This is a genomic window from Dehalococcoidia bacterium (genome assembly GCA_028711995.1).
Taxonomy (GTDB): Bacteria; Chloroflexota; Dehalococcoidia; order SZUA-161; family SpSt-899; genus JAQTRE01.
Genome location: JAQTRE010000031.1, coordinates 1 through 26977, shown reverse-complemented (window position 1 = coordinate 26977; position 26977 = coordinate 1). Strand labels below are relative to the sequence as shown.

At 51.9% G+C, this 26977-nt stretch carries 31 protein-coding genes and 1 tRNA gene; 14 read left to right on the top strand and 18 right to left on the bottom strand.

Annotation, left to right across the window (positions count from 1 at the left end):
- Nucleotides 1–229 precede the first annotated feature (229 nt).
- Nucleotides 230–667 carry a MarR family transcriptional regulator gene (locus tag PHV74_06540; protein ID MDD5094019.1) on the top strand — a complete coding sequence of 146 codons (438 nt, stop codon included), beginning with the start codon at nucleotides 230–232 and terminating at the stop codon, nucleotides 665–667.
- Between the two features lie 61 nt (nucleotides 668–728).
- Nucleotides 729–1574: a 3-hydroxybutyryl-CoA dehydrogenase gene (locus tag PHV74_06535; protein ID MDD5094018.1), complete on the top strand. Its 846-nt coding sequence runs from the start codon at nucleotides 729–731 to the stop codon at nucleotides 1572–1574.
- A gap of 216 nt (nucleotides 1575–1790) precedes the next feature.
- Here the strand turns inward: PHV74_06535 and PHV74_06530 are convergent.
- Nucleotides 1791–1867 (bottom strand) — tRNA-Ile (locus PHV74_06530).
- Between the two features lie 278 nt (nucleotides 1868–2145).
- On the opposite strand from PHV74_06530, the gene rpsF reads away from it, so the two are divergent.
- The 10 genes from rpsF to PHV74_06480 all read left to right on the top strand — a co-directional run bounded on the left by rpsF (nucleotide 2146) and on the right by PHV74_06480 (nucleotide 9934).
- Complete coding sequence (rpsF, locus tag PHV74_06525) at nucleotides 2146–2433, top strand: 30S ribosomal protein S6 (protein MDD5094017.1); 288 nt, start codon at nucleotides 2146–2148, stop codon at nucleotides 2431–2433.
- 22 nt (nucleotides 2434–2455) lie between these two features.
- The gene (ssb, locus tag PHV74_06520) at nucleotides 2456–2872 is read left to right on the top strand and encodes a single-stranded DNA-binding protein (GenBank protein MDD5094016.1); all 417 of its coding nucleotides are present in this window, start codon (nucleotides 2456–2458) and stop codon (nucleotides 2870–2872) included.
- Between the two features lie 43 nt (nucleotides 2873–2915).
- Nucleotides 2916–3191 (top strand): 30S ribosomal protein S18, encoded by a 276-nt coding sequence (rpsR, locus tag PHV74_06515; GenBank protein MDD5094015.1) that lies wholly within the window; start codon nucleotides 2916–2918, stop codon nucleotides 3189–3191.
- Nucleotides 3192–3272: 81 nt separating this feature from the next.
- Nucleotides 3273–4433: a peptidylprolyl isomerase gene (locus PHV74_06510; protein MDD5094014.1), complete on the top strand. Its 1161-nt coding sequence runs from the start codon at nucleotides 3273–3275 to the stop codon at nucleotides 4431–4433.
- A gap of 29 nt (nucleotides 4434–4462) precedes the next feature.
- Nucleotides 4463–5755 carry a homoserine dehydrogenase gene (locus PHV74_06505; protein ID MDD5094013.1) on the top strand — a complete coding sequence of 431 codons (1293 nt, stop codon included), beginning with the start codon at nucleotides 4463–4465 and terminating at the stop codon, nucleotides 5753–5755.
- 5 nt (nucleotides 5756–5760) lie between these two features.
- Nucleotides 5761–6807 (top strand): threonine synthase, encoded by a 1047-nt coding sequence (thrC, locus tag PHV74_06500; GenBank protein ID MDD5094012.1) that lies wholly within the window; start codon nucleotides 5761–5763, stop codon nucleotides 6805–6807.
- Nucleotides 6808–6988: 181 nt separating this feature from the next.
- Nucleotides 6989–7549, top strand: a complete 561-nt coding sequence (gene folE, locus PHV74_06495; protein ID MDD5094011.1) for a GTP cyclohydrolase I FolE — start codon at nucleotides 6989–6991, stop codon at nucleotides 7547–7549.
- A gap of 6 nt (nucleotides 7550–7555) precedes the next feature.
- Entirely contained in the window at nucleotides 7556–8221 is a 666-nt protein-coding gene (locus PHV74_06490; GenBank protein MDD5094010.1) for an HAD family phosphatase, read from the top strand.
- 36 nt (nucleotides 8222–8257) lie between these two features.
- Nucleotides 8258–9328 (top strand): glycosyltransferase family 2 protein, encoded by a 1071-nt coding sequence (locus PHV74_06485; GenBank protein ID MDD5094009.1) that lies wholly within the window; start codon nucleotides 8258–8260, stop codon nucleotides 9326–9328.
- A 21-nt stretch (nucleotides 9329–9349) separates the two neighbouring features.
- On the top strand, nucleotides 9350–9934 hold the full coding sequence (locus tag PHV74_06480) for a hypothetical protein (protein MDD5094008.1): 585 nt from the start codon (nucleotides 9350–9352) through the stop codon (nucleotides 9932–9934).
- Between the two features lie 18 nt (nucleotides 9935–9952).
- Here the strand turns inward: PHV74_06480 and PHV74_06475 are convergent, their stop codons facing one another.
- Together PHV74_06475 and typA are read right to left on the bottom strand one after the other, a co-directional pair.
- Nucleotides 9953–11455 carry a DUF4070 domain-containing protein gene (locus PHV74_06475; GenBank protein ID MDD5094007.1) on the bottom strand — a complete coding sequence of 501 codons (1503 nt, stop codon included), beginning with the start codon at nucleotides 11453–11455 and terminating at the stop codon, nucleotides 9953–9955.
- A 263-nt stretch (nucleotides 11456–11718) separates the two neighbouring features.
- Entirely contained in the window at nucleotides 11719–13554 is a 1836-nt protein-coding gene (gene typA / locus PHV74_06470; GenBank protein MDD5094006.1) for a translational GTPase TypA, read from the bottom strand.
- Between the two features lie 202 nt (nucleotides 13555–13756).
- Here typA and PHV74_06465 point away from each other — a divergent pair, with 202 nt between their 5' ends.
- Complete coding sequence (locus PHV74_06465) at nucleotides 13757–14452, top strand: DUF362 domain-containing protein (GenBank protein ID MDD5094005.1); 696 nt, start codon at nucleotides 13757–13759, stop codon at nucleotides 14450–14452.
- A gap of 139 nt (nucleotides 14453–14591) precedes the next feature.
- On the opposite strand, the gene PHV74_06460 is transcribed toward PHV74_06465, so the two are convergent.
- The 15 genes from PHV74_06460 to PHV74_06390 form a co-directional block, all read right to left on the bottom strand.
- The gene (locus PHV74_06460) at nucleotides 14592–14921 is read right to left on the bottom strand and encodes a type II toxin-antitoxin system PemK/MazF family toxin (GenBank protein MDD5094004.1); all 330 of its coding nucleotides are present in this window, start codon (nucleotides 14919–14921) and stop codon (nucleotides 14592–14594) included.
- Nucleotides 14918–15148: a ribbon-helix-helix domain-containing protein gene (locus PHV74_06455; protein MDD5094003.1), complete on the bottom strand. Its 231-nt coding sequence runs from the start codon at nucleotides 15146–15148 to the stop codon at nucleotides 14918–14920. Before PHV74_06455 ends, PHV74_06460 begins: the two co-directional genes overlap by 4 nt.
- A 118-nt stretch (nucleotides 15149–15266) precedes the next feature.
- Nucleotides 15267–15980, bottom strand: coding sequence for a hypothetical protein (locus PHV74_06450; protein MDD5094002.1), 714 nt, complete (start codon nucleotides 15978–15980; stop codon nucleotides 15267–15269).
- Between the two features lie 204 nt (nucleotides 15981–16184).
- On the bottom strand, nucleotides 16185–16748 hold the full coding sequence (locus PHV74_06445; GenBank protein ID MDD5094001.1) for a hypothetical protein: 564 nt from the start codon (nucleotides 16746–16748) through the stop codon (nucleotides 16185–16187).
- Nucleotides 16749–17197: 449 nt separating this feature from the next.
- Nucleotides 17198–17731, bottom strand: a complete 534-nt coding sequence (locus PHV74_06440) for a BglII/BstYI family type II restriction endonuclease (GenBank protein MDD5094000.1) — start codon at nucleotides 17729–17731, stop codon at nucleotides 17198–17200.
- 11 nt (nucleotides 17732–17742) lie between these two features.
- A complete protein-coding gene (gene aroB / locus PHV74_06435; protein ID MDD5093999.1) occupies nucleotides 17743–19419 on the bottom strand; it encodes a 3-dehydroquinate synthase in 1677 nt (558 codons plus the stop codon).
- A complete protein-coding gene (locus tag PHV74_06430; protein ID MDD5093998.1) occupies nucleotides 19386–20228 on the bottom strand; it encodes a TIM barrel protein in 843 nt (280 codons plus the stop codon). Before PHV74_06430 ends, aroB begins: the two co-directional genes overlap by 34 nt.
- 8 nt (nucleotides 20229–20236) lie before the next feature.
- Nucleotides 20237–21046 carry a stage 0 sporulation family protein gene (locus PHV74_06425; protein ID MDD5093997.1) on the bottom strand — a complete coding sequence of 270 codons (810 nt, stop codon included), beginning with the start codon at nucleotides 21044–21046 and terminating at the stop codon, nucleotides 20237–20239.
- A complete protein-coding gene (gene holB, locus PHV74_06420) occupies nucleotides 21039–22094 on the bottom strand; it encodes a DNA polymerase III subunit delta' (GenBank protein MDD5093996.1) in 1056 nt (351 codons plus the stop codon). Before holB ends, PHV74_06425 begins: the two co-directional genes overlap by 8 nt.
- Nucleotides 22076–23434, bottom strand: a complete 1359-nt coding sequence (cysS, locus tag PHV74_06415) for a cysteine--tRNA ligase (GenBank protein ID MDD5093995.1) — start codon at nucleotides 23432–23434, stop codon at nucleotides 22076–22078. Before cysS ends, holB begins: the two co-directional genes overlap by 19 nt.
- 50 nt (nucleotides 23435–23484) lie before the next feature.
- Nucleotides 23485–23703 carry a type II toxin-antitoxin system HicA family toxin gene (locus tag PHV74_06410; GenBank protein ID MDD5093994.1) on the bottom strand — a complete coding sequence of 73 codons (219 nt, stop codon included), beginning with the start codon at nucleotides 23701–23703 and terminating at the stop codon, nucleotides 23485–23487.
- A 1-nt stretch (nucleotide 23704) separates the two neighbouring features.
- Complete coding sequence (locus PHV74_06405; protein ID MDD5093993.1) at nucleotides 23705–23950, bottom strand: type II toxin-antitoxin system HicB family antitoxin; 246 nt, start codon at nucleotides 23948–23950, stop codon at nucleotides 23705–23707.
- A 12-nt stretch (nucleotides 23951–23962) separates the two neighbouring features.
- Entirely contained in the window at nucleotides 23963–24439 is a 477-nt protein-coding gene (gene ispF, locus PHV74_06400) for a 2-C-methyl-D-erythritol 2,4-cyclodiphosphate synthase (GenBank protein MDD5093992.1), read from the bottom strand.
- A complete protein-coding gene (gene ispD / locus PHV74_06395) occupies nucleotides 24439–25122 on the bottom strand; it encodes a 2-C-methyl-D-erythritol 4-phosphate cytidylyltransferase (protein MDD5093991.1) in 684 nt (227 codons plus the stop codon). Before ispD ends, ispF begins: the two co-directional genes overlap by 1 nt.
- A 3-nt stretch (nucleotides 25123–25125) precedes the next feature.
- Nucleotides 25126–26157, bottom strand: a complete 1032-nt coding sequence (locus tag PHV74_06390; GenBank protein ID MDD5093990.1) for a PIN domain nuclease — start codon at nucleotides 26155–26157, stop codon at nucleotides 25126–25128.
- A gap of 389 nt (nucleotides 26158–26546) precedes the next feature.
- On the opposite strand from PHV74_06390, the gene PHV74_06385 reads away from it, so the two are divergent.
- Nucleotides 26547–26768: a MerR family transcriptional regulator gene (locus tag PHV74_06385; protein MDD5093989.1), complete on the top strand. Its 222-nt coding sequence runs from the start codon at nucleotides 26547–26549 to the stop codon at nucleotides 26766–26768.
- Nucleotides 26769–26977 lie beyond the last annotated feature (209 nt).

The window sequence follows — 26977 nt, the reverse complement described above, 5'->3', positions numbered from 1 at the left end:
TGGCTGTTCTCATGGAGGATTCTCCCCCTCAATCTGAATCTGAGTTGATTCTACCAGATACGTGGGGGTGAAGGCATTACAAAATCAGTCAAAGTCGAGGCTGAAATCAAAACTAAACAGCCTCTGGCATTAGAGGAGGTGAGCCATCAGCGATATTGATTTACCGAGAGAAGCCTGGACTTTCACGCCTGAGTATGAGCTTTGGGTTTTGATGACGCAAGCCAACCATATGATCGAAAGGGTGAGGGCAAGAGAGCTGCGAAAGCAAAGCCTTACGGACATGGAATTCCGCGCCTTGCTTTCCGTAAGCCTGATGGACGGCAATGCAACTATCGGGAGGATCGCCCGATGGCTGGGCCGGACACCTCACGCCACTTCTGCGCTATTGAGCAGAATGGAGAAATCGGGGCTGGTAACGCGAGTCAGTGACCCGGACAACAAGAGCAAGGTGAAAATCCTCACCACAGACAAGGGACAGAGTCTCTATCGCCAAGGAAAAGAGTCCGAATCAATTCAACGGATTATGTCATCTCTGCCGAAGTCTAAAGCAAAGCGCGATCAACTGAGATCGGATCTGGAGACCATACGAGATGCAGCCTTCAAAGAGTTCGGCATGGCCTCCAAGCCTCCTTTGCCCAGGGCCATCATTTCAGATAAAGAGGGGTGATTGAGGAACCTCTACTCAAGCGGTTAAGAATACCTTCAAGAAAGGAGATAAAGTTATGGAGATCAAGAAAGTAGGAGTAGTGGGATGCGGGTTGATGGGATCGGGCATAGCGCAGGTTTGCGCTCAGTCGGGCTATCAGACAATAGTTTCTGAGATAAACAATGAGCTCTTGCAGAAGGGGTTGGGATCGATCAAGGGCATCCTTTTGAAGAACGTAGAGAAAGGAAAGATGGCTAAAGCGGATGCGGATGCGGCGCTATCGCGCTTGAAAGGAACCACCAGCCTCAATGATTTCAGCGGTTGTGATATCGTGATCGAAGTCGCCGTTGAAAAGATGGCTGTCAAAAAACAGATATTCGCCGATCTCGATAGAATTTGTCCAAAACATGCCATTCTGGCTACCAATACCTCGTGCCTGTCGATTATCGAGGTAGCTTCAGCCACAAAACGTCCTGCCCAAGTAATGGGGATGCATTTCTTTAATCCCGTTCCGGTAATGAAGATCGTAGAGTTAGTGAGGACAATCGCTACCAGTGAGCAGACTATGGAGACCGCTAAGAAATTCAGCGTTTCCATTGGCAAAGAGATAGTAGTTGCCAAAGATACGCCCGGTTTCATCGTGAACCTGCTTCTCATTCCATACCTCTTCGATGCCATGCGCACCCTTCAGAATGGTGTCTCTACCAGGGAAGACATCGACGCTGCCATAAAGATGGGGTTAAACCATCCGATGGGCCCATTGACGCTGGCGGATTTCATTGGACTTGACACGCTTTGCTTCGTTGGACAAGCCATGTATGAAGAATTCAAGGACCCCAAATACGCGGCGCCGACTATCCTAAAGCAGATGGTCACTGCGGGTTGGTATGGGCGCAAGTCCAGTAAGGGATTCTATGATTATGAGTGAGGAACCCGTTCTGTGATGTCTTTGGGATCAAAGTAGTCGTACGCTTAACGATCAACCTATCCTAATCCTAACGCACCCTGATGAGAAATGTTAGGGACCCTCCGAATAGACCCCATATAATGCGCTAATAAGAGGTTAAATAACTTGAAGAATACCTGCCAATGCTCCCCAGGAAAGAAAAAGAAACCCGCCAGAGTTTCTATCTATTTATACCTATGGTGGGCCATCCTGGGCTCGAACCAGGGACCTCGGTCTTATCAGGACCGCGCTCTAACCAGCTGAGCTAATGGCCCGAAACTCCTGCTAAAGAAGGCAACCTCCTCACCCCCCATTGAACAAGCGTAGACTATAATAACACCAAAACTAGACAGAATCAACCTAAAGTCGTTTCCAACACAAAATGAGCCTTACCAATTTCCGACGACTCGTTTATCATCAAGACTATCCGGCTAATCATGAAAGACAGCCATTGATAAACACGCTATGTATCATAGGCTTGCTCACCGATTCGTTCGCATGCTATAATAATCCATCTTCAGGGAGAATCAACAACTCAAGGGAGAATGAGTATTTGAACAGGTATGAATTGACGGTAATCATAGATCCGAATATTGCCGAGGAAAATGTTCCCCAGGCAATGGAGAAACTCACAGAACTCGTTAATAAAAACGGCGGCGTCATCTCACAAACAGATCACTGGGGAAGGCGAAAGCTGGCTTACCCGATTCAGCATCACTCAGAGGGTAACTACGTGCTGTTGAAAATGGACCTCGACCCATCCAAAGCAGCAGAGCTAGAGGCCAACCTAAACATCTCTGAAACTTTCCTTCGTCATTTGCTGATAAGATTGGAAGACTAGCATATCAAAAAGGAGCTTTGGAATGGCTTGGCTAAACAAGATAATGGTCATCGGGAATGTGGGCAGTGATCCGGAAATGCGGTTCACGCCAAATGGAAAACCGGTGACATCTTTTCGTCTGGCTACCAACCGGTATTTCAATGCTCCCGATGGGGAACGGAAAAGAGAGACCGAGTGGTTTGATATTATCACTTGGGACAGACAAGCCGAGAGTTGCAACCAATTCTTAACCAAAGGACAACGCGTTTACGTCGAAGGCAGGCTGAGAACCCGCAGCTGGGAAGGGCAGGATGGGCAAAGGCGATTCAGAGTGGAAATTCACGCTAGCAGGGTTATCTTTCTTGACCGCCGGGCAGTGGGCATGCATCCTGAAGGAGAAGGGCCCGAGCTCGACGAGATTGCAGAAGCAATCGAACCAGAAGAACTTCCCTTTGAATAGGGTTTTTGGAACATAAATCGCATTAGGCAATGGAGAAAAAGTGATACGGGAAAGAAGAAGATATATTCCAAAACGTAAGGTCTGTCCGTTCTGTGTGGATAGATCCAAGAAAATCGATTACAAAGAGGTTGAGATGCTGCGTCGATTCATCTCTGATCGCGGCAGGATGGAGCCTCGGCATAGAACCGGTGTTTGCGCCAGACATCAAAGGCTGCTAAGTGCATCCCTGAAGAGGGCCCGGTATCTTGCCCTTCTGCCCTATACGGCAGAGCATATCCGTGGGAGTGGTGGTGTAGGGACCAGGGATCGATTCTCATAAACGCCCTCGGTACAGAAGAACTTCGATCATCCCCCGGGATTTAAGGTTTCCTGGGGCTTGTGCTGGAAAGGTATTTTATCTGTGGCTAAAAACAACAAAGAGCGCCCGGAATGGGCGGTTACCAGAGGACGAGCCTCGCGCTGGGAGAAAGAACAGCAGAGGCAGCAAATTATACTCATTTCGGTATCTGCCGTTATCGTTCTCGTCTTGGGGTTGGTGGGCTATGCTTTCTATGATCATGCCCAAAGCCAGAACGAAGAAGACCACGAGACCATCCTTAAAGTCAATGATCGATCCTTCGACCTCGGCGATTATGTCAAGCTTCTCCGCTTCGCCGGGATAAGCCAGTACACTTCATCTTATCACGCCGACTTTGCCCAATACATATTCAATGCAATGCAGTCTCAGGAAATGATTCGGCAGCTTGCGCTGACACTGGGCCTGGGAGTAACAGAGGCAGAGATCGATGCAAACATCGAGGAGCAGTTCGCTCCGCCCGAAGCATCGGAAAACAGTTCGGAGCAGACCCCCGATGCCACTCTCACTCCGACTCCAACCGCTTCCTATAATACGCTTCTTAAACAATTGAAGAGCATCGGGATATCCGAAAAGTTCTACCGGCAACAGATCTCGCTGAATATCTTGCAAGAGAAGGTCCGAGATTACATCGGTGAGAAGGACGTTGCCAAAGAAATGCCTCAAGCGCGCGTGCAAGGAATTCTGATTGATGTCAAGGCTGCAGTTACTGAGATCAACTCGGTATCCATCACCGCGGAAGAGGGACAGGTTGAAGAGCCGACAGTAAGCCCCGGCAATGAAGATCCTGAAAAAGTCCGTGAAACAATAAAAGCGAGACTGGCCAGCGGTGAAGATTTCTCCGCTTTAGCTGAGGAGTCCTCCACAGACACCCCATCGAGGGTTAGCGGGGGGGACTTGGGCTGGCTTCCCGGAGATATATCAATCGCCAAATATGGAGAGAGTTTTAAGGAAGCTACCTTCAGCCTAGAGCTGGGAGCTCTCAGCAAACCGATCCCCGCAAGCACATCGGCAGATAACACGGATTATTGGATCATCCAGGTCCTGGAGAGGGAAGACTCCCGGCTGGTGGAAGAAGCCCAAAGAGACCAGCTGATCAATGCATCATTCAACGCTTGGTTTGAGGAACAAAGCAAGACGTTCACCGTGACGGACTTACTATCCGCCGAACTGAAAACCTTGGCAATACAAAAAGCCCTGCAATGAGTTCCTTTTCTGAGTGGGAGTGATCTGGGGTGAGAGATAGGATCAACGTCGGCTTAATCGGGTTAGGGGTCATCGGTAGTGGTGTGGCGAAAATCCTCAGAGAAAGACCCGATTCCATTGCCAAGCAGATTGGCGTTCCCCTCCAATTGAAGAGAGTCGCGGACTTCGATAGGACAAAACAGCACTCAGCGCTAATCGACCCTCACACGTTTACCCCCAACGCGCAAGATATCCTCCTGGATTCCGATATCGATATCGTCATTGAACTGATCGGGGGGGAAGTCCCCGCCCGTGACTTCATCGAAAAAGCCATCAAGAGCGGCAAACACGTCGTCACTGCCAACAAGGAGGTCATCTCCAAGTATGGACCTGAGCTTCTGGCATTGGCTGATGAGCATCATGTGGGCCTGTTATATGAAGCCAGCGTGGGCGGCGGCATTCCACTCATCGCTCCTCTGGAACAAACCCTTCAGATCAATGCCATATCGGCCATCCATACCATCATCAACGGCACCACCAACTATATCCTGACCCGGATGGATAAGGAAGGGCTGGAATTCTCCGTGGCGCTCAGGGAAGCCCAGGCTCTAGGATACGCGGAGACCGATCCCCGCAACGATATCGAGGGAATCGACGCCGCTTACAAGATCGCTATTCTGGCTACTATCGCCTTCCACACCGATATCCGCCCCGAGGATGTCTATCGCGAGGGTATCTCCCGCATCGCATCTCAGGATTTCCGCTATGCCAAGGAGCTGGGATATGCCATCAAGCTCCTGGCCATCGCCAAGAACGAAGGGCCAGCGGTTCAAGTGAGGGTTCATCCTGTGTTCATCCCGGAAAATATGCTCTTGGCAAAAGTAGATGGGGTATTCTACGCCATACAGACCGAGGGAGACCTCTCCGGCAGAATCATATTTTATGGCCGAGGCGCAGGTGCCGACCCTACCGCCAATGCCGTCGTCGCCGATGCGATTCACCTGGCGCGGAATATTGTTCTGGGTAAGCGAGAGAAATCAGGGTTGCACCTTGATGTGCCCAAGAAAGTCATTCCGATGGAGGATATCGAAACTCGATATTATATTCGGATGACTATCGGAGACCAGCCCGGCGTGCTGGCCAAAATCACCAAGGTGTTTGGGGATAATCTCATCAGCATCTCATCGGCCATCCAGAAAGAAGCTCACAGCCAATCCAGAAGCGCCGAAATCGTGATTATGACCCACCCCGCACAGGAACGTGCCATGCAGCAGGCAATAATCCAGATGAAGCAGATTGAGGTAGTGAGGGAGATCAGTAATCTTATACGAGTTGAGGATTGATTCAAATGCAATGCTTGATAGAAAAATACCGCGATTTTCTTCCTATGACTCTCAACACACCGATCCTGACCATCGGCGAGGGAAATACCCCGCTGGTTCGCTCTCGCAAGCTGGAGAAGGAACTGGGTTGCGAGCTCTATTTCAAGCTTGAGGGCTGCAATCCCACCGGTTCGTTCAAGGATCGAGGGATGGTTTTTGCCGTGGCCAAAGCTGTGGAGGAGGGCAGCAAAGCGATTGCCTGCGCTTCCACCGGAAATACCAGCGCCTCAGCGGCTGCTTACGGGGCACGTTTTGGACTGAAGGTATTCGTTCTGGTGCCCAAAGGGAACATCGCTCTGGGGAAGCTGGCCCAGGCCATGATATTCGGAGCACAGGTCATCAGCGTCGACGGCAATTTCGATCAGGCACTGAAGATGGTGCGCACCATCACCGAAAAGCATCCTATTACCCTGGTCAACTCCCTCAATCCATTTCGAATTGAAGGCCAGAAGACTTCCGCCTTTGAGATCGTCGATGCACTGGAGACAGCGCCGGACTATCTTTTCCTTCCCCTGGGGAATGCGGGCAATATCACCGCCTATTGGAAGGGATTTGTGGAATATCATCAGGCAGGCAGGGCCAAAATCCGTCCCAAGATGATGGCATTCGAAGCCGAGGGCTCGGCGGCAATCGTTCAAAACAGGATCATCGAGAATCCTCAAACCATCGCCACCGCCATCCGCATCGGCAATCCGGCGAGCTGGAAACAAGCCGTAGCCGCGCGGGAAGAATCCGGCGGCGTCATCGATAGCGTCACCGATCCCCAGATTCTGCATGCCTATCGCAGGCTTGCGGCTGAAGAAGGGGTTTTCGGGGAACCAGCATCGGCGGCATCGGTGGCCGGACTGATCAAGCTGGCGGCCAAAGGTCTCGACCTGAAGAAGAAAAAGGTGGTCTGCATCATCACCGGGAACGGATTAAAAGACCCCGATACGGCCTTAAAGCAGGCTTCGCCCATTAACGAAGTGCCGGCTGATCTGTCTGCCATTGAGAAGATTATGCTGGCCAAGTAGCCGATCACTAGACTCGTACTTGTTTTTTAAACGTAACTGCTCTTTTTCTCCGCCCCCTTCGACAAGCTCAGGGCGAACGGAGGGAAAGTGTTACGTTCGTGCTGAGCTTGTCGAAGCATGAACATTTAGGATGACGCCTTTCTTTGAGGCAAATACCAGCGGTTCAGTGGGAGGTTATGGGGTGATTGATCAGGATAAAATTCAGGCAGCCATGCTTTCGATCATCGAGGCGCTTGGCGAAGACCCCGAACGAGAGGGTCTGAAAGGCACTCCAAAGCGCATCGCCCAGATGTATGCCGATATCTTCAGCGGCATGTATCAGGACCCTGAGGAACATCTCAAAGTCGGCTTTGAAGAAGGCCACGACGAGATGGTGATCGCCAAAGATATCCCTTTCTACTCCATGTGCGAGCACCATTTCTTGCCGTTCCATGGCGTGGCGCACATTGGCTATATCCCCAGGGGCAGGGTTGTCGGGGCAAGCAAGCTATCCAGGGTGGTGGAGGTGTTCGCACAGCGCCCCCAGATGCAGGAACGGTTGACCTCCCAGATCGCCGACACCATGGTGAACGTTCTGGAACCAATGGGAGTGGCAGTGATCATGGAAGCTGAGCACCTCTGCATGACAATGCGAGGGATTAAAAAACCGGGCAGTAAAATTGTCACTTCTGCGATGAGAGGTATATTCAGACAGCGTGCCGCCACCCGCGCCGAATTCCTGACACTGATCGGCGGGAAGTAGAGTATTTTGGGAAAGAAATTCGATAAGGCGATACTATGGGACATGGACGGGGTGATCGCCAATACCGGACCGTTTCATTTTTCAGCATGGCGCGAGTTTTTTGAAGCCAGAGGGAAAGTCTATAGCGAACAGGATTTTCAGCATGACTTTGGACGTCGCAACGATGACATTCTGAAAACCCTTCCTGAAAGCCTTACAACAGAACAAATCGAGACTCTCGCCAGGGAAAAAGAAGCCATCTTCCGCTCCAAGATCAAGAATGATGTCAGTCTGCTTCCCGGCGTTTTGAGACTGTTGAAGGCCCAGCAAGGGATGAATGCTGGAATCGCACTGGCCTCATCGGCCCCCTCTGAGAATATCCATTTCATTCTCTCTTCTCTGCGCATCGCCGAATACTTCGACTGTGTTGCATCGGGGGACGATGTAAAAAAAGGAAAGCCTGATCCAGAAATATTTCTCCTAGCCGCCCGGCGTCTCGGTATTCCGGCAGGCCGATGCATTGTGATTGAGGATGCCACTGCCGGCGTAGAGGCAGCCAAAGCCGCCGGAATGAAATGCATTGCCGTAACCAACACTCATCCCAGAGAAGCCCTTGCCAAGGCAGACCTGGTGACGGATAATCTAGAGAAGATAACTGGCGAAGACCTTCACCGCCTGTTCACGGCTCCTTGAACCCGCCGTGAGTCTTTGTCTCGTGGATGGCCCATTTTGACTCAACTGTCGATCATTGTTCCAACCTATAACGAAAAGGAAAATCTCCCCATCCTGGTGGAGAGGGTTCATCATGCACTGTCTCAGATCGATTATGAACTGATCGTCGTCGATGACAACAGCCCTGACGGCACCGGAGAACTGGCAGACGAACTGGCCCGGGAGAGGCCGATCAAAGTGATTCACCGCGAGGGGAAGCTGGGCTTGGCCTCGGCGGTCATCGCCGGATTCGAACATGCTGAGGGCGACGTCCTGGGAGTGATCGATGCCGATTTGCAGCACCCTCCAGAAAAAATCCCCGATCTGTATCGAGAGATGGGCCATTCCGATATCGTCATCGCCAGCAGATATGTGAACGGCGGCGGAGTGGAAGACTGGACTTTCACCAGGAAAGTGATCTCCATCGGCGCCAAAATAATGCCGCATTTTCTCTTTGCCAAAATCAGAAACGTGAAGGACCCTCTCTCTGGTTTCTTCCTCTTCCGAAAAAAGGTGACTGAAGGCATCCAATGGAATCCCATCGGATACAAGATTCTGCTGGAGATTCTGGTCAAAGGCAAGCACAATACCGTGACAGAGGTCCCCTATGTATTCACAGGGCGGGAAAGAGGGAAGAGCAATTTCAACTGGACCGAACAAGTCAACTACCTGAAGCACCTTTATCGCCTGATCAGGAGTGAGGGGGAACTACGGCGCTTTATTATGTATTGCGCTGTGGGCCTGAGCGGCGTGGTAGTTAACCTCGGGATTCTGGCCCTGCTGACCGAGGGTTTCGGGATGTTCTATGCCTTTTCCAATGCCATCGCCGTGGAGGCTTCCATCATCAACAACTTCGCCTGGAATGAACACTGGACATTTCGAGATAGACAAACCTCGGCCTATCGATCCGTATTGGCTCGAATGGCAAAGTTTAATCTCGTCTGCATGGTGGGTTTCGGTATCAACGAGGGTATACTGATCTTCTTTACCGAGGTTACCGGTGTCTATTACATTTTCTCAGCAGTCTTAGGTATAATGGCAGTTACACTGTTCAATTTCGTATTCAACAAATGGTGGACGTGGCAGTAGTAATCAGTGGAGGTAGCCCAAATGAGTGACGGATTCATGAAAAGCGCTCTCGATAGGGCTTTGGAAAGAGCCGACAAGATCGAAGTATCTCAAGAGAAACTCAACGAAATGAAGCACCGCTCAGAAGGAGAACGGATTGCTTCTGAATTTCTTAAAGACCTAAAGTATAGCCTCGCCGATGAACTGGACAAATTCGATGCTGAAGCCCGGAAATACGTATCGAAAGCTGTGGAGGCTATCCTTCTCCAAAACCTGGTTTTGCCCAAAAAAGAGACTGATGCCGCCAGGAATGAGGCCGTTTTCCATGGGCTCTCATCCCTGAAAAAGGATGCCAATGGTTTGAAGCAGGCCAAAGACCAATTGGCCAATCTCTCAAACTACTATGGTCAAACAGCCAAACAAAATTTTGAACAATTGAAGTCGAATTTCGAGCGGGCGATGGCCCAGGCCATCCAACAGAAAACGGGCAAACGCCCCACGGGGAAACTGAATGTGGAGAGCACCCCGGAGTTTCAGGAAAACTGGCGTCAGGTCTCCGGAAAACTGGATGCGGAATATGGCAAGGCGCTGGCTCAGCTAAAGCAACAGATAGCGGCCATGAGTTAGCATCCAAAAATCCGAGCCTTATGACCTTTGTGGGCTGGTTTGCCGCTGGAGTTTCTCGGTGATTTTCCGGAAGTGATGTCCGTAGACAGTCAGTTCTATCGCTTCCCGGTATGACCGGCGATGCTTGAGGGCAACCCTGGTCATGAACTTCCAGTAGTAGAACTTTGACTTCCCCACGATTCCCAGATACCAGAGCGACTTGAGGAAGCCCTTGATCTCCGCGAAAGAAGCCCTTCTGCGTTTTCTCTTCGGAGGCTTGTATTCCTTGAGGAACGTTTCTATTCTCTCATAGTACTTCTTGGGAGAATAAATCGTCTGGATGATCTTCTGATAGCCGTTTTTGAGAACCTCGGTATCCATCTTGGGAATGAAGTTGACCGAGCCATCCGTATTGTTGCCGGAGCTGGCTTTCACCAAACGTCCCTCGGTCTTCAGACGTTCGTATAGCTTGGTTTTCGGCAGAGCAGTGAGCACTCCGACCATGGCAGTAACCACGCCGGTGTTCTGGATAAAACTGATCTGCCGCTCAAAGATATTGGGAGGGTCATTATCAAAGCCCACAATAAATCCGCCCAGAACTTGCATTCCCTGGTTTTGAATTCGCTTCACCGCCGCTGTCATATCGCGATTCTCATTTTGGAACTTGTTGCACTCGACCAGGCTCTCCTCAACCGGCGTTTCCAGGCCCACAAAGACCTTGTCGAATCCTGCCTCGACCATCATGTGCATCAGCCCCTCGTCATCAGCAAGATTGAGCGATGCTTCAGTGAGGAAGTTGAAAGAATAGCCGGTTTTCTTCTGCCATCGAATCACTTTCGGCAGCAATTCCCTGACCTTGACCTTATTGCCGATAAAATTATCGTCAACAATAAACACGGACCCTCGGAACCCTGTTCTGTGTATGGCGCTGAGTTCCCGCAGAATCTGGGACGGCTTCTTGGTTCGAGGAACACGGCCGTTCATGACAACGATGTCACAGAATTCGCAATCGTAAGGACAGCCTCGGGAGTACTGGATCGGCATCGAAACGTAATGCTTGACTTCGATCAGATCCCATGAGGGAACAGGTGTCCGGGTGATATCTGGACGCTCATCGGAAGCATAAACCCGCATGGCGCACCCTTTCTGGAAGTCTTCCAGAAATTGCGGAAGAGTTGCCTCTGCCTCGCCCAGAACGAAGTGATCTACGCCTTTGAACTCCTCATATCCCGAGGTAAAGACGGGCCCTCCGGCAACAACCTTGATCCCAACTTTGTTGCAACGATTGATGACCTGCTTGGTGGATTCCTTCTGGGCGATCATGGCGCTGATGAAAACGCAATCCGCCCATTTAATGTCCCTGTCCTTCAGCGAAGTGACATTCATATCGACCAGCTTCTTCTCCCATTCTACAGGAAGCATGCTGGCAACCGTGAGTAAGCCCAGCGGAGGAAAAGATGCCCTTCTGGAAATAAACTTCAAGGCATGCTGAAAACCCCAGAAGGTATCGGGGTATCTTGGATAAACGAGAAGTATTTTCACCTTTAATCCCTGGCCATCATGGCTAACAATCTCTGATTGAATCAACCCCCTGGCCCCAAATCTTGGGGGAGGGTTGAGGAATTCGGGGGACACCCCCGAGCCCCCGGAAGGAGGAATCCTGCATCTCCTGATCCAAGGTTCTTTGGGGCTTGGTTACTATTATTCTAAGCGGATTTGCCCTGCAAATGCAAACAGCCCCCACTTCTCGACAAGTGCATCGAAGTCAAGCAGGGTGCTGAAAAAGTCTGACTTAACCCCCGATATCAGTCGAGGGCAGGCCCGTGTCTCCGCTCCCGGCGACGGTCATTATCCGTCAGGCGCCTCTTACGCAAGCGGATCGAATCCGGAGTGATTTCCACCAATTCATCGTCATCAATGTATTCGAGAGCGTCCTCCAGTTCCAGCCTTTTCGGGGTTTTGAGGATGATCATCATCTCTTTGGTGGATTTACGCATGTTGGTCAGCTTTCTCTGCCGGACAACATTCACCGGGATATCCTTATCCTTGCAGTACTCCCCCACAATCTGGCCTTCGTATATCATGGCTCCGGGTTCAACAAACATGATGCCCCGGTCGGCAAGCTGATCAAGGGCATAAGTAGTCACCTGGCCCGTTTCGGTAGCGATCATCACGCCATTGATTCGGCCCGGAATCTCTCCCCTAAAGTCACCGTACTCCATGAAACGGTGGTGCATAATGGCCTCGCCCTTGGTGGCGGTCAGGAGATTGGATCTCAAGCCGATCAGTCCTCGCGCCGGAACCTTGAATTCAAGGTGAGTGTGATTTCCGGCAACTTCCATGTTCACCATCTCCGCATGCCGGTCTCCCAGGAGCTGCATCACAGCGCCGATGCTATCGTTTGGCGCATCGACCACCAGTAATTCCAAGGGCTCCAGTTTCTTGTCTCCCTTATACTCATAGATGACTTCCGGTTTACCCACCGTGAGCTCATAACCCTCGCGACGCATATTCTCCAGCAGGATTCCCAGATGAAGAACCCCCCGGCCCGAGACGATGATCTCGTCGCCTCTGTCCTCCACCCGGAGCGCCACATTAGACTTCACTTCCTTGAGCAGCCGATCCCGGACCTGCCGTCCGGTGACATACTTACCTTCTCGACCGCTGAACGGGCTATCATTGACACGGAATGCCATCTGGATCGTGGGCAAATCCATGGCCACAGTCGGCAAAGCTATCGGATGGCTAAGATCGGCGATGGTGTTCCCGATCTCGAACTTGTCCAGTCCTACCAAGGCAAACAGGTCCCCAACGTCAATGTGGTCCACTTCCTTTCGGCCCAGACCATCAAATCGGAAAAGCTGGCTGATGCGCTGCTTGGAATGCTTGCCTTCTCGATCAATGATGACAACATCCTCTCCGGCCCGCATGGTACCCGCGAATACGCGCCCAATGGCGATTCTCCCCACGTAGTCATTGTAGTCCAGAGTGGTGATCAGCGCCTGCAGAGGCGCGCTACCATCGAGTTGCGGCGGGTGAATGTGTTCGATTATAGCATCGAACACGTCATGAACACTTCCCACTTCCGGCTTGGTGGGATCCTTGGCCGCCCAGCCTTCCCGTCCAGAGGCATAGATAGTGGGAAAATTGAGGGCATGCTCATCAGCGCCCAGATCAACCAGCAGGTCAAAAACCTCACTCAGCACGTTGCGGTGTTGCGCATCCGGACGGTCCATCTTGTTGATGATCACCACAGGCTTCAAGCCAAGCGCCAGTGCTTTGGACAGAACATAACGAGTCTGCGGCATAACGCCCTCGGCGGCATCGACCAGCAGCAGAACGCCATCAGCCATTCGGAGCACTCGCTCCACTTCACCGCTGAAATCGGCATGCCCCGGCGTATCGACGATATTGATGTGGAATTGCCGCCCCTTACGATCGGTATAGTCGATAGCGCAGTTCTTGGCCAAAATAGTGATCCCTCGCTCTCGTTCCAGCGGATTGGAATCGAGGATGCACTCTCCTGAAACTTCGCTCTGGCGGAATTGCCCGCTCTGGCGCAAGAGCTGGTCGACCAACGTGGTTTTGCCGTGATCAACGTGCGCAATGATGGCTACATTTCGAATACTTTCACTGGTCATGGACTCCTCACTTACGGGGCTCGCGATTCTTGTGGTTGCCGGGTGAATGACGACCGATGGAAATCGAGGTCGAAGACGAGGTCTAACGCTTGAGTTTATCTCTTGATATCACGCAGGCTAATATACCTCAAATGCGGCCGCATGTCAAATTTTCCGATCGCCTGCCCAGGATTTTCGGTTCGGCGTTTGCTACAATCAATCCATGGAGAAACCCGCTGTTTACCTTTCCCGGACCGAAAACCGGATTCCTTTTGTCAATTGGGTGATGGAAAAGTTCCGCTCGGATTTCCGTGAGGGCATGAAAGTGCTGGTCAAGCCCAATCTGGTTTCTCACGAAGAATACCCCACAACCACTCACCCCGAAGTGTTGGCCTCGGTTCTAGACTTTCTCATCCAGTCAGGCTGCCGAATCATCGTTGCCGATGGCCCGGCCGTCGATCTGCGCATCACCCGGAAGGAATTGGGCGCTCATCCGCTGGCTGAAGTTTGCCGGGCAAGGGGGGTTGCGCTTGAGGATGTGAGGGAACATCCCTTCAAGAAATTCAAAACAGAAAGCATGAGCCTGGAGATATCGGCTCTGGCGTTCGACTGCGACCATATGATCTCGCTGCCAGTTCTGAAGCCCCACAAATGGACCTCCATGACCGGAGCCCTCAAGAACCAATTTGGCTTACTGCGCAACCGGGAGCGTGTGATGATGCACTCCAAACTGAAGAGCCTGGGCAAGGGAATCGCCGAGGTCAACCGCGTGATAAAAGCGAATCTGTTCATCGTTGATGCCATCGAGACTTACGAGCAGGCCAACGAGAGACGCCATGGCGGAAACCGGATCAAGCTGGGCTACATGCTGGCAGGCAAAGACCCGGTGCACTGGACTCCTGTGGTATGCAGTTGCTGAAGGATATTCAGGCTACGCCCCTCCGAGAAAAACACGGTCCGGAGGATATAGAACATATTGCCCACGCAGCCACCCTGGGATTAGGGAGTATGGAATACTCCCTGGAGCAGATTTCCTTGTAAAGGCAGATGCAGTCGCCCTATTCCTGTATATCGAGGGCAATACCAAGAGATTGGCTGAGTTCCTGAATTTTCTGCTGTGAGAGGATGCCCACATAATTGGTTAGGGCCGACTTGGCAAGGCTAACCAATTCATCACAGTGGATACTGCTGCTGTGTTTCAGCCCCTCATCTTCACCAACGAGCACTTGAGTGGAAAGCCCATCGTGAATGGAATAGATCGGAGCGCAGATAACGGTGGAAAACCGGGAATCAATGAGAACTTGTCGGCTGACGACAACAAACACCCTCGATTTCTTTGGATCTCTGGCTGAAGGATGATCGACTCTGTATAATTCACCGCGCTTCATAGTGAAATCTGATAAGCCAGAACGTCGGCTGCCTCTTCATTCAGACGGTCGGCACAGCGATTGATGGTCTCAAGGTCTTTCTTGTTCTGTTCCTCACGCGTCTTCTGGGTGATAAATGTCCACACCGCTGTCTCGATAAAATCGGAGCGATTCTTGTGCTGACCGACCCAGCCATCGATAGCCTTCAACAGATCCTCTGAAAGTGTGATAGATGTCTTTATTTTCATACCACTAATATACTCTAAGAGATATGGCCTGTCAATCAGCACTTTGTTCAGCCACCTTCGATTCCCGCTGTTTTGGTCAGTGAACTATAGTTGAAGCAAATGGCAAGAAAAGCCAAGGTTATCGAACCTGCGCTGCAATTATTCTCTTGACTGCTATCTCCAAAGGCGTCAGGTTTATTCTCTCCCGGAATTCCTCCTCTGTCTCATCATCCCAGGGAATCGGGATTTCCTCCGCAGAGCTGATGAATCCCACGCTTGTTAGTTTATCCAGAATATCCGTCGGGGAATTTCCGAGTTTTATCACCAGTCGTTTCTTCAGAGGGAACAGATCGCCGGGAATTATAGAAGGTACATTGGGCCGATAAACATCGATCTCTGTGTCCGCTCCCTTGACCTTCTGCTCATTGATTATGAAGCCATAGTGGGGTGTAGTACCGGAAAGCCAGAACTTACATGGAGTCAATCGTTTGAAGTCCTCATAAGATAATATCTTTTTGTTGCTGGCTAACAGGGGCCCGAAGAATGGAATTCTACCTACGCTCTTCTGCTTGATGGTTTGCCATGTACTCCTTTCCCTTCCCTCAAAGTGGACTTCCATTCTACCGACAAAAACGATGAAAAAGAGTATGACCAAGAATCCAAAGCCCCATGCAATATGCCTCCCCGGGAAGAACAGGGTCAGTAGTTTGTCCCCAAGCCCATTCACAGCCCCTAAGAGGCCAGATAGTATCCAGAAAACTACTCCGATTGGCAAAGCAATGATTGTGCCTTTCCATAGGGTCTTCTTCACCTGAAGCACGTTCGAGATTCGCATTTTTAACATTGCTAACATCGATATTTCATCCCCCCTCATGTGATGTGCTTGGGGCAGCGCTGGTTGACTGAAAAAAACAGCCCTTTGCAGAGGCAATCCGAACGGACATACGGCACTTGATCGCTCGAAATCCACCTGAAAGGCGATATAACAGGCTGGCAGTTCCAAAGATGCTCGCGAATGATATTGGCATAACCTAATCTCTCAAGTATCTCGTCCCGATTAGGGTATCTCGATCACAGAAACCCAACCATCGCATTGATACCAGCGATTCCCTTCCCAGTAACCCTCTTCGTAGTTATTCCAATTCCACATCTTCTCAACGGTCCGATATCCCTTCTTCTTGGCTATGCGCAGAACTTCTCTCCCCGCATCCTCACTCCACCCGACTTGATGACGCCAGGGCCACGGCCATCCCTCACATTTGTCATAGTGGGTTGTGCCGATCACGCACTTCCCGAGTTTCACATTCTGACTGTAGTCACCATTCGCCGCATACAATCTCATATGGCAAGCGGTGATCCCCTTCGATTTCGTCCCCTCGTCCTCAAGCCATTCCGAAAGATCGCCATCTCGAAAATTGAATGACTTCTTCTCCCCGTGATCGGCCCAATAGAGAGCCTTAACCTTGGATACAGAGGCATTCCCTACAAAAACAATAGTTACCGGCCAATCCACGTTGAATGCCGCCGCCTCTCTGGAATGAAAATCGTAATTGTAGACGTAAACCGATTCCTCGAAATCGATCACTTTCAGATTGTGCCTCGCCCCCGAACCGACTTGCATTTTTATCTCTGGAGCCCCCATTTGGATATCCGACACATCACACAGGGCCGAAGTTCTCAAAGAAAACCCCGGTTTTGCGTACCCTACACGTCCACCTCAGGAAATTCGAGTCCGCTTAACCATATTATCCCAAAACCTAGTCAAATAATTCATCATTTGGTGACAGTTGTCAATCGGAGCTGCCAGCTTATGCCTTTCAAGGATCGCTCGATCATCAATGATAATCTGAATGGTCTCGGTGATATTGGTGTCGATTGCATCCTGTACCCTATCCTCTCAAGAAGCGATGGAAGGCATTTTTCCTCGGCTTCGATGGGAGAGAATTAAGGCCTGCCCTGAGCCTGCCGAACGGGTGATGGTGATTTTGTCATTCCCGCGGAGGCGGGAATCCATGTTGAGTGAAGATGATGGTAGGCTCAAGCCCACCCTACGCTCTGCCTTCTAGCCGATCAGCCCAATGAGCAATATCGGAACCGTGAACACTGGATAAAATTCTCCAAGTACCATTTCGCGCGCTCGAAGGATACCATCGATGCAGCATCAGTAGCATTGACCGATTTTGCAAATGCCTTGGTAGGACAAATATAGACACCAACTTTTATTATGTTTTTCACTTCGGCAGCGGCTTGGAGTCTTAAGAGATCTCCACCAATGAAAGACCTGTGATTGAAAGCCACATCAACACCAATCTTGCGCTTCCAGAAATCGATGGTGAGATCATTTGAAGGATCGTTGAAGACATTTTTCTCGGATTCCCATCCCATAATGGTAAATTGTTCTTTAAACATTTCATTCAATGTGGATTGCTTGCCTTTAGACTCCTTCTTTCCACCAGTCTTTTTCTCCTTATTGCGCTGAACAAATCTCCCTTCTGCCTCTTTGAAATCTATAGCAGCTATTGCCCTTTCGATCTCTTGCTTCAATTCATAATCTGAATTCAAGATGATATCAGCAAACCGGTGAGGATAAGTTTCATATCGCATCACAGTCGCTCCTATCGATGATCATAATTTCCCACCACTCCCCTCACCACCTCCGGCGGCACATCCGCCCTGACTATAGCCCTGCCGATCTCCTCCAGCAAAACCCAGCGCACGGATTTCTTCTGGACTTTTTTATCAAGCTCAATGGCCTTCAGGACAGCTTGAGGATCAACATCGGGACTGACCACCGGCAGGCCAAAGCCCCTGAATAGATTGTTCTGCCGCTCCACTGCGTCGCGGCCCAAAAGGCCGACTTGCTCGGCAATCCGTGCAGCGCCCATAATGCCGATGGCGACCGCCTCGCCATGCAACAACTGACCATATCCGCTGGCAGTCTCCAGTCCGTGCGCAATGGTGTGTCCGTAGTTCAAAAGGGTGCGAATCCCGGATTCCTTCTCATCCTCGCTGACCACAGCGGCCTTGATGGCAGCGCTTTTCTTAATGGCCTCGGTAGTGGCCTTGCGGTCCAGTCGGGTGAGCTCCTTCTGATTCTTCTCCAGAAACTCAAAGAACTCGGCATCGCGGATGAGTCCGTGCTTGATCACTTCTGCCCAGCCGGAGATCAGCTCCCGCTCCGGGAGCGTGGAAAGCGCTTCCACATCGGAAAGAACCAGGCGCGGCTGGTGGAAAGCTCCGATCAGGTTCTTGCCCTGGGGATGATTGATAGCCGTTTTGCCGCCAATAGAAGAATCGACCATCGCCATCAGGCTGGTGGGAACCTGAACCAGCGGCATCCCGCGCAGGAAGGTGGCCGCCACAAATCCGGCCAGATCGCCAATCACCCCGCCCCCCAGAGCCACGATGGCATGTCCGCGCTCCGCGCGACGCTCCACCAGGAAATCGTAGATTTTCTTAGCGATCTCAATGGATTTGCTCTTCTCCCCGAAAGGCACGACAAATGAGGCAACGGTGAATCCTGCCGCCCGAAGAGATGCTTCCGCCCGCTCGCCATAGAGAGGGAACACGTGATCTTCGCTGATCACATAGGCAGATCCGGAGAGCCCTGCATCCTTCATCCGCTGCCCAAGCGTATCCAGAATGCCCCACCCGACAAAGATGGGATAGCTCTCGGTGGCAGTGGTCACAACAGCAGCGGTTTCTTCTGTAGGGGCGCTGCTTGCCGCGCCCTTACTTGCCGCGCCCTTGCAGATGTAATTCCAACCTCGGATAACCTCAGTCGCCACCTCTTCCTCGGTCAGGTGATCAGTGTGCACCGTCCAGTCGGAATCGACATAGGCGTTTTGACGGGATTGTTTCAGGGAAATAATGCGCGCCAGCGGGTCCGGAGAAGCCAGCAGAGGTCGAACCACTTTATCCTTCGAGTTAGCAGAGTCGATGAGCAGTCGCCGGTGAATGGTCTCCGGTTGCGCCTCCAGACAGATGATCGCTCCTGACCCCCTCATCATCTGCCGGTTTTCGGGTGCCATAATGATCCCTCCGCCGGTGGCGACGACAGTGCTCTTTCTCCGGCAAACGTTGGCCAGCGCCTGACGCTCCAGCTTCCGGAAATGCTCCTCGCCGTCCTGGGCAAATATCTCGGGAATGGGCTTGCCCGCCAGCCTGACGATCTCGTCATCGGTATCCACCAGTTTCCATCCCAGACGCTTGGCAACCAATTGGCTCACCTGCGTCTTTCCGGTATAAGAGAAGCCGGTCAAGAAGATATTGCCAGAAGTTCTTTTACCCATTTGACTCCGTCGCGATAATCATGATGCCCCAGCGCTTCGGGGTAGAAAGTCGGATACTCAAAGATCACGGGACAGGTTGGCTGCAAAATCCCCAGCAGCCTCTTGATATCTACCCAGCCTTCCTCAGGCAACTGGCTGGGGTGAATAGCAATATGCCGGAAGGTCAAATAATCGTGATGGCCGCGATTGTTCCAGAGATGCATTGAGCCGACGAACCCGGCAATGGTCCCGGCAAATTCATACAGATCGAAGTGGCGCAATTTCGATGCCAGATGCATATGTCCGGTATCGAAACAGTAGCGGAGCGGATACTGGCGAAGCACCTCGATCAGAAATCCGTCGTTCAAGTGAGGGCTGTTCCCCAATCCTTCGATGTGGATGGGAACGGACCACTTGACGCTCAGTTCCGCCAGCTGGTCGCAACTCTTCCAGGCGATATCGAGGAGTTCCTGCTCGCTTTCTCCCTGGGCGTCGGTGCTGGGGGTGGGAAAATGAACGATGACGTACTCGGCCCCGATGTCCTGGGCGTGATCGAGGGTCTGTTCGATCATCCGGAAAGTGCGACTCCGGCTGGTCTCCTCAACATCACAAAGGAAAGACCATGTGGGAGGATCTGGATACCAATCCGGCTTCACCAGCGGAGAGTGAATGCTGCGGGCCAGATTCCGGGTGGTGATGCACCTCTTGAGCGCGGCGATATCGCCAGCAGGAAAGTTATAAAACTCACCCCGGCTCAGGCCGTTCCGGGTGATCGCCTCATCCAGATAGCTCAAACGGTTGCAGTGAAAACCAACGGCTCTGCCCGACATGTCCGAGGCTATTCCCCTTTCGCCTGCAGCTTGACTTGCTGAGCAGAAAATTCCAGGGTTACCGCGCTTTCAAGCTGGACCATCACGGTCTGTTTGATCGGATTGACCTTTACCACCTTACCCAGACCATGGGGAGACATCACCATTTTCCCCTTTCCGGGCAAACTGGCTTTCATGGCTAGATACTGCTCATGTTCGTACTTGAGGCAACAAAGCAGTTTCCCACAGAGGCCGGAGATCATCGCCGGATTAAGGGGCAGATCCTGATCCCGCGCCATCCTCACTGTGATCGGATCGAACTTGCTGAGGTGCCTGGTGCAACATAGAGGCTGACCACACCTCCCGGAACCACCCAGAAGCTTAGCCACATCCCTGGCCCCAACCTGCCGCAATTCCACGCGGGTCTTGAAAACAGAGCCCAGTTCTTTCAGCAAAGCCCGGAAGTCAACTTTCTCTTCCGCTCGAAAATAGATGGTCAGGTGGCTGCTATCGAAATTGTACTCAGCCGTAACCGCCTTCATCGGCAGCTCATGCTTGGTGATAAGTTCGGCGCATTTCTTCAGCGCCTCCTCTTCCTTAACCTTGAGCTCTTTGACTCTGCCCAACTCCTCAGGCTCCGCCTTGCGAACTACCGCTTTCAATGGTTCTTGAAGTTCGCCATCGGGGATTGGCGTAGAAGCTACAATGATTCTGCCCATGGACTGCCCACGGGCGGTATCGACGATCACCCAATCACCGACCTTCAAGTCAAGGCCTGCCGGGTCAAAATAATAGATCGGCCCGGCGGATTTAAAACGAACGCTTACTACATCAGGCATGGATTCTCTCTCTTTCAACGCTTGTGTTCAGCATCAATACTTCCAGAGCCAAACGGGGATTGGCATTCTGCTCCAGCTGCAGCATCGTTTCCTGAATGGATTTCATGATGCCCACTATCGCACTCAGACTGTATCTCCCCGCCTGCTGCTCAAGCGTTTCTTTTTTGTGCAGATTGGTAATAAACTCAATGCCGCTATTCTTCACCAAGAGCAGGTCTCGCCACCAGGTAAGCCACAGCTCCAGCCGACTGCGCACCAAAGCGCGATTCTTACCGAACAACGTCGCCAGCCCATTGGCAAACTCAAACCGCTCGGTGATTCCAGAATCTGCCAGCGATATGAAACTCTCTAGATTCCGGGAACGCTCCTCCATGATGCTTTCGTCACTGGCAGCCAGAATGGCCCAACCGATCGCGCCGTGACTCAGCCGAGCCAGAAGGTCAGCCCGTTCCGGAGAGGCGCCGAATTGCTCCCCCAGCGCTTGCCTTGCGGCCCGGATGGAGAGAGGCAGAAGATCGATCCTCTGGCAGCGAGAGAGGATCGTTGGCAGAAGAGCCCCCTCATCGGTGTTTATCAGCACAAAAAGAGTGCTCTCCGGGGGTTCTTCAAGTGTTTTCAGGAGCGCGTTTGCCGCCTCATCGTTCATGAACTCGGCCCCATCGATGATGATGACCCTCCAGCCACCCTCGTAGGGCTTCAGGTGCACATTGTGCTGCATCTCTCTGATCTGATCGATACTGATGTTCTTGCGCTGGGCCGATTCCTCGGACTCGGCAACATCGGTCCGCTGGATGACGCGCACATCCGGGTGTTTGCCCAAAGCGATGCGCCGGCAGGTATGGCACTGGCCGCACGGTTTCTCATCCGAAGCGCAATTAAGCGCCTGCGCCAGATTAATTGCCAGTGTCATCTTGCCTACATGCCTGGGCCCGACGAAAACATAGGCATGAGCCAGATGCCCTTCTGCCAGGCTGCGCTTTAAGGAATTGACTGCTTTGTCCTGTCCGATCACTTGCCACATTTTGAGTCTCAGCCCTTCTGTTTCCACACAGTCCCTTTGGGCGTGTCCTCCAAAGCAATGCCCAGTTCCAAAAGTCGATTGCGGATCACATCGGCCATCTGCCACTGCTTGGCCGACCGGAGCTGGGTCCGAACGTCAATCAGCAGATCGACAAACGGCCCGGCATCAAATTCGTGTTTCTCTTCTTCCATCTCCAAACCCAGCACGCCCGAGAGTTCACTGAGTTCCTTCTGCGCCTCGACAATCGAGATGCCTTCCTCTTTGGCCCGATTGATCTCGCGCGCCAGGTCAAAGAGGCTGCCCACCGCCTGTGCCGTATTGAAATCATCGTCCATCGCCTCGATGAATCTCTGGCGATAAGGCGCTGCATCCAGCAACCGGCTTGGCGTTTTGACGTCTTCAAGCGTTGCCGCCCGGCGTAACCGCTCGGCCCCTTTTTCCATCGCGGACAGCCCTTCATCGGAATAGTTCAACGGGCTGCGATAATGCGAGCTGAGCACGAAAAGCCTCAAAGCATCGGCGGTGGACTTTTCCAGAATCTGCTTCACCGTGATCAGGTTCCCCAGCGATTTGCTCATCTTGTCCTGCCCCAGCTGCAACAACCCATTATGCATCCAGCATCTGACAAAGGGCTCTCCGGTGAAGGCCTCGCTCTGGGCAATTTCATTCTCATGATGAGGGAAAATCAGGTCCTGTCCGCCGCCATGAATATCCAGCGTGTTGCCCAGGTATTTAATAGACATCACACTGCACTCGATGTGCCATCCCGGCCTCCCCTTTCCCCATGGGCTCTCCCAACTCGGCTCCCCCGGCTTTGAAGCCTTCCACAGGGCGAAGTCGAGCGGATACTCCTTGGCCTCGTCCACCTCTATTCTTGCCCCGGCGCGCATATCATCCAAATTGCGATGGCTGAGTTTTCCGTATTTATCTGCGCTCCGCACGCGGAAATAGACATCGCCTTTCAGCTCATAGGCATGGCCCTTCTCAATCAATCCAGACACCACACGGATGATATCCGCAACTTCCTCGGTAGCCCGCGGATAGACATCGGCCCGCATGATATTCAGCGCATCCATATCCTCAAAGTACTCATCGATAAACCGGGTGGCCAACTCCTGAGCCGATATGCCGAGCTTGTTGGCCCGGGCGATGATCTTATCATCGATATCGGTGAAATTCTGAACATATCTGACCTTATAGCCCTTGAATGCCAGATACCGCCGCACCACATCGAAGTTGATATAGCTCATGGCATGGCCGATATGGGAAGAGTCGTACGGCGTCACCCCGCAGACATACATCTTGACCTGATCGCCGCCGGGGACGAATTCTTCTTTCTTGCCGGTGAGTGTGTTATAAATCTTCATTCGCATTCCTTTTCTCTGCCGCCTTGGAATCGCGTCGCTGATTCTGCGGTCTATTTCAGCCATTTCTCGCGGCTGATGCCCGCTCGGTTAATAATTTCTTTGAGCAAGGCAACGCTGATATCGCTGCCATGGGGATTGGGAATGGTTAGTCTTAGCGTCCCCCTGACCATGAAATAGTGCTTGCCTCCTCGATAGGGACCTTCGAAGCCAAGGCCTCTCAGTCTCTGCACTAAAGCGTCCCAAGACAGCGGAACAAGGCGGCCGGGCATTTTACTTGAGAGCCTCCACCGCTGTGTTCAGATCAATATTGCTCAGGGGCGGGATATGATGCCCCAGTTTCAACCCCAAAAGCAACCAATCATCAACGACTGACCCCAATTCTGTCCGACATTCTTCCAGGGTAACACCGCTTGCCCAGACGCCCGCCAGTTCTTCGATCCACCCATAATAGGTCCCATCTTCCAGAATCTTGTATTTGGCCCGGCGCATGGCTTCTTGCAGATATTGCGTTATCATCCTCACACCTCCTCAGACTTTGGCTTCCACCAATGCCACCGCGTAAGCCTCGATCCCTTTCCCTTCTCCTATAGAACCGATTCCGTTACCGCTCTTGGCCTTCACGCTTACCAGTTCACTGTTGGTGGCAAGCGCCTCAGCGATCCGGCTTCTCATCTCTTCGATAAACGGCCCCATCTTCGGTTCATGGGCCACGATAGTCACATCGATGTTACCCACTTGCCAGCCCTGATCGCCAAGAAGTTTGTTTGTCTTCTGAAGCAAGAGTACGCTCGATACTTCCTTGTACCTGGAATCGCCGGAAGGGAAGTGAGTCCCTATATCCCCCAGAGCAGCGGCACCCAGCAATGCATCAATGATGGCATGAATCACTACATCGGCATCGCTCCAGCCAACCAACCCCTTCTCGAAAGGTATCTCCACCCCTCCCAACACCAGGCTGCGCCCCTCCTCCAGCTTGTGAACATCGTAACCGATACCAACCCGCATCAGAGTTCTCTGTTCCTTACAATCATCTCCGCCAGCGCCAGGTCATCCGGCGTAGTGACCTTGATATTTTCATATGAACCCATATAGATCCTGACTCGATGCCCCAATTGCTCTACCATCATGGCATCATCCGTAACATCTTCTCTTATCTGATGATGAGCCTGCTCGATCAGAGCGAAGCGGAAGACCTGCGGCGTTTGTACTACCCATAAAGTCTCTCGCCGGAGCGTGCTCTGAACAAAGCCATCCGCCGTGGCAACCTTGATGGTGTCCTTGGCAGGCACGGCGGCTATCGCCGCGCCTGTGCCCTTCGCTTCAACCAATCCCCTCTCAATCAGATCAACCGAGACCAGCGGCCTGCCGCCATCGTGAATCACCACCCAATCGCAACCGATCAGCCGCTTGAGCCCCTCCCTTACGGAGTCCTGCCGCCTTTCTCCCCCAAGACAGAACCCCGATACTTTCGACCAGTTATACTTGTCTTGAAGTTGTTGCCCTCGCCCCAAATTTTCCTGACTCACCACCACCACGATCTGGTCCACGCAATTACATTCCTGGAGTGTGCTGATCACTCTTGCCAGGAGCGGCTTCCCGCCAAGATCGGCGAAAACCTTATCCGTCCCCTCCATCCGCCGACTCTTTCCGGCGGCCACTACAATCGCCCCTGTCTTTTCCTTTCGCATTCCCTAATTCCGAGGCTGAGCGAAAATCATCCGTCCCGCTCCCGTCTGTAATACCCGGCTCACTATAACCGTGATCTCATTATTGATATAGCGGCGTCCCCCTTCAACGACCACCATCGTGCCATCATCGAGGAAACCGATTCCCTGTCCGTGCTCCTTGCCTTCCTGAACGATGCGAAGGCGCATTTCTTCGCCGGGAAGGACCACTGGCTTCAACGCGTTAACCAGTTCGTTGATGTTGAGTATCCTGACACCCTGCAGCGATGCCACTCGATTCAGATTGACGTCATTGGTGACAATGGGACATCGCATCACCTTGGCCAATTCCACCAGCTTGGTATCAACTTCGCGGACACCTTCAAAATCGATATCCGATATCTGGACGGGGACTTCGGCATCCTTCTGGAGCTTGGTCAGTATATCCAATCCCCTGCGCCCGCGAGTGCGCCGCAACGGATCAGGGGAATCGGCAATATAGTGCAGTTCATCGAGGACAAACTTGGGAATGATCATGGTTCCATAGACAAAACCCGTCTGAATGATGTCCGCTATACGCCCATCGATGATCGAATTGGTGTCCAGAATAAATTTGCCGCCTCGTCCATGAGTCCGACCCGTTGCCACTGATGGCACCAGGCCGACCAGTGATCCCACATCTCGACCGCGCATGACCATTAGCGATATACCCAGATAACTCAGCACCAGACAGGCAACCGCCGGTGAAACCCAGCTCCACGGTTCCGGGAGCTGAGAGAGGGGCAACGTCAGAATGGCCGAGAGGATCAACGCAATAACAAGACCGACTGTGGCCGCAAAAAGAGTCTGCGCGGGGACATGTTTGATCTTTCCGGGCATCCACTTTTGGAAAAAATAGACGAAGCCGAAACCGACGGCAACGCCACAAACGATAAGCAGCACAATCCACAGAGTTCCTTCCATTGGGGGATTCTTGGCGTTGATGAATAGCCCCAACCTCCACCCACCGAGGCCAAAGAGAATTGCTCCCAGACAACGCAGAATATATAAGCCAGCCATAAATACCACTCCCTCCCTGTTTTGAATAATTTCATGGTCATTCCTGCACCCTCCTGAAGACCAACTGGATAGAAAAACTCAACCTTATCTTACTACAAAAGGGGAAGATTGGCGAGTGAGCGTATTGAGTTGCCGGTTATAGAAGACCTCGAAATATTCCGTAATGCCCCGAATCGCCTTCCGCCTGGATCGATAATAATAGTGGTTAACCACCCTCTGCTTGGCGTTCCCCAGAAATAAACGTGGGTTAATAATGTGGACTGCTTTCGACGGCGGCTCAGCCAATCGCCGTGATATTTTTGTGACTTATTTGCCCCATATTGTGACTTGATTGTTAATTGCTGTGACTATACTCATTAATATGTCAAGACGACTTACGTGAGGTGTCCATGCCAATTGAAATAGATGGAATGACATACTTCAGGACTCAAGAAGTAGCCCGGAAAATCCGCATCAGCCGGGCTACTCTCCTCCGCTGGTTGAAGGCAGGCGTCCTGAAAAAGCAAACCAGGGACGTACGGGGGTGGAGATTGTTCACTGAGGAAGATATAGCCGAACTCCGGGGAATATCTAACACGGTGGAGATCATCGAGCGAGACAGCGCTTTATAGCCGGTCAAGGGGATTGAATCAATATCAATAAAGACCTGGAAATTGAAATGGCGTAAGGAGGGATTCGTGTCAAAATTCAAAACTGGCGTCCCTGCAAAAAGCCGGTATCGGAATTCTGATTGAGTCACCCTGATATTATGCTGCGAAGTTTAAAGTCTGAGTGAATCGGCTGGCGGGTCGAATTTAGCGCCAAAACAAGCGCCAACATG

What these genes read in the sequence shown, in the direction of transcription:
- PHV74_06540 (MDD5094019.1), top strand. Translation starts at nt 230, where the DNA reads ATGATCGAAAGGGTGAGGGCAAGAGAGCTGCGAAAGCAAAGCCTTACG.
- ssb (MDD5094016.1), top strand. Translation starts at nt 2,456, where the DNA reads ATGGCTTGGCTAAACAAGATAATGGTCATCGGGAATGTGGGCAGTGAT.
- thrC (MDD5094012.1), top strand. Translation starts at nt 5,761, where the DNA reads ATGCAATGCTTGATAGAAAAATACCGCGATTTTCTTCCTATGACTCTC.
- PHV74_06480 (MDD5094008.1), top strand. Translation starts at nt 9,350, where the DNA reads ATGAGTGACGGATTCATGAAAAGCGCTCTCGATAGGGCTTTGGAAAGA.
- typA (MDD5094006.1), bottom strand. Translation starts at nt 13,554, where the DNA reads ATGACCAGTGAAAGTATTCGAAATGTAGCCATCATTGCGCACGTTGAT.
- PHV74_06465 (MDD5094005.1), top strand. Translation starts at nt 13,757, where the DNA reads ATGGAGAAACCCGCTGTTTACCTTTCCCGGACCGAAAACCGGATTCCT.
- PHV74_06460 (MDD5094004.1), bottom strand. Translation starts at nt 14,921, where the DNA reads ATGAAGCGCGGTGAATTATACAGAGTCGATCATCCTTCAGCCAGAGAT.
- PHV74_06455 (MDD5094003.1), bottom strand. Translation starts at nt 15,148, where the DNA reads ATGAAAATAAAGACATCTATCACACTTTCAGAGGATCTGTTGAAGGCT.
- PHV74_06450 (MDD5094002.1), bottom strand. Translation starts at nt 15,980, where the DNA reads ATGTTAGCAATGTTAAAAATGCGAATCTCGAACGTGCTTCAGGTGAAG.
- PHV74_06445 (MDD5094001.1), bottom strand. Translation starts at nt 16,748, where the DNA reads ATGCAAGTCGGTTCGGGGGCGAGGCACAATCTGAAAGTGATCGATTTC.
- PHV74_06440 (MDD5094000.1), bottom strand. Translation starts at nt 17,731, where the DNA reads ATGCGATATGAAACTTATCCTCACCGGTTTGCTGATATCATCTTGAAT.
- aroB (MDD5093999.1), bottom strand. Translation starts at nt 19,419, where the DNA reads ATGGGTAAAAGAACTTCTGGCAATATCTTCTTGACCGGCTTCTCTTAT.
- PHV74_06430 (MDD5093998.1), bottom strand. Translation starts at nt 20,228, where the DNA reads ATGTCGGGCAGAGCCGTTGGTTTTCACTGCAACCGTTTGAGCTATCTG.
- PHV74_06425 (MDD5093997.1), bottom strand. Translation starts at nt 21,046, where the DNA reads ATGCCTGATGTAGTAAGCGTTCGTTTTAAATCCGCCGGGCCGATCTAT.
- cysS (MDD5093995.1), bottom strand. Translation starts at nt 23,434, where the DNA reads ATGAAGATTTATAACACACTCACCGGCAAGAAAGAAGAATTCGTCCCC.
- PHV74_06410 (MDD5093994.1), bottom strand. Translation starts at nt 23,703, where the DNA reads ATGCCCGGCCGCCTTGTTCCGCTGTCTTGGGACGCTTTAGTGCAGAGA.
- PHV74_06405 (MDD5093993.1), bottom strand. Translation starts at nt 23,950, where the DNA reads ATGATAACGCAATATCTGCAAGAAGCCATGCGCCGGGCCAAATACAAG.
- ispF (MDD5093992.1), bottom strand. Translation starts at nt 24,439, where the DNA reads ATGCGGGTTGGTATCGGTTACGATGTTCACAAGCTGGAGGAGGGGCGC.
- ispD (MDD5093991.1), bottom strand. Translation starts at nt 25,122, where the DNA reads ATGCGAAAGGAAAAGACAGGGGCGATTGTAGTGGCCGCCGGAAAGAGT.
- PHV74_06390 (MDD5093990.1), bottom strand. Translation starts at nt 26,157, where the DNA reads ATGGCTGGCTTATATATTCTGCGTTGTCTGGGAGCAATTCTCTTTGGC.
- PHV74_06385 (MDD5093989.1), top strand. Translation starts at nt 26,547, where the DNA reads ATGCCAATTGAAATAGATGGAATGACATACTTCAGGACTCAAGAAGTA.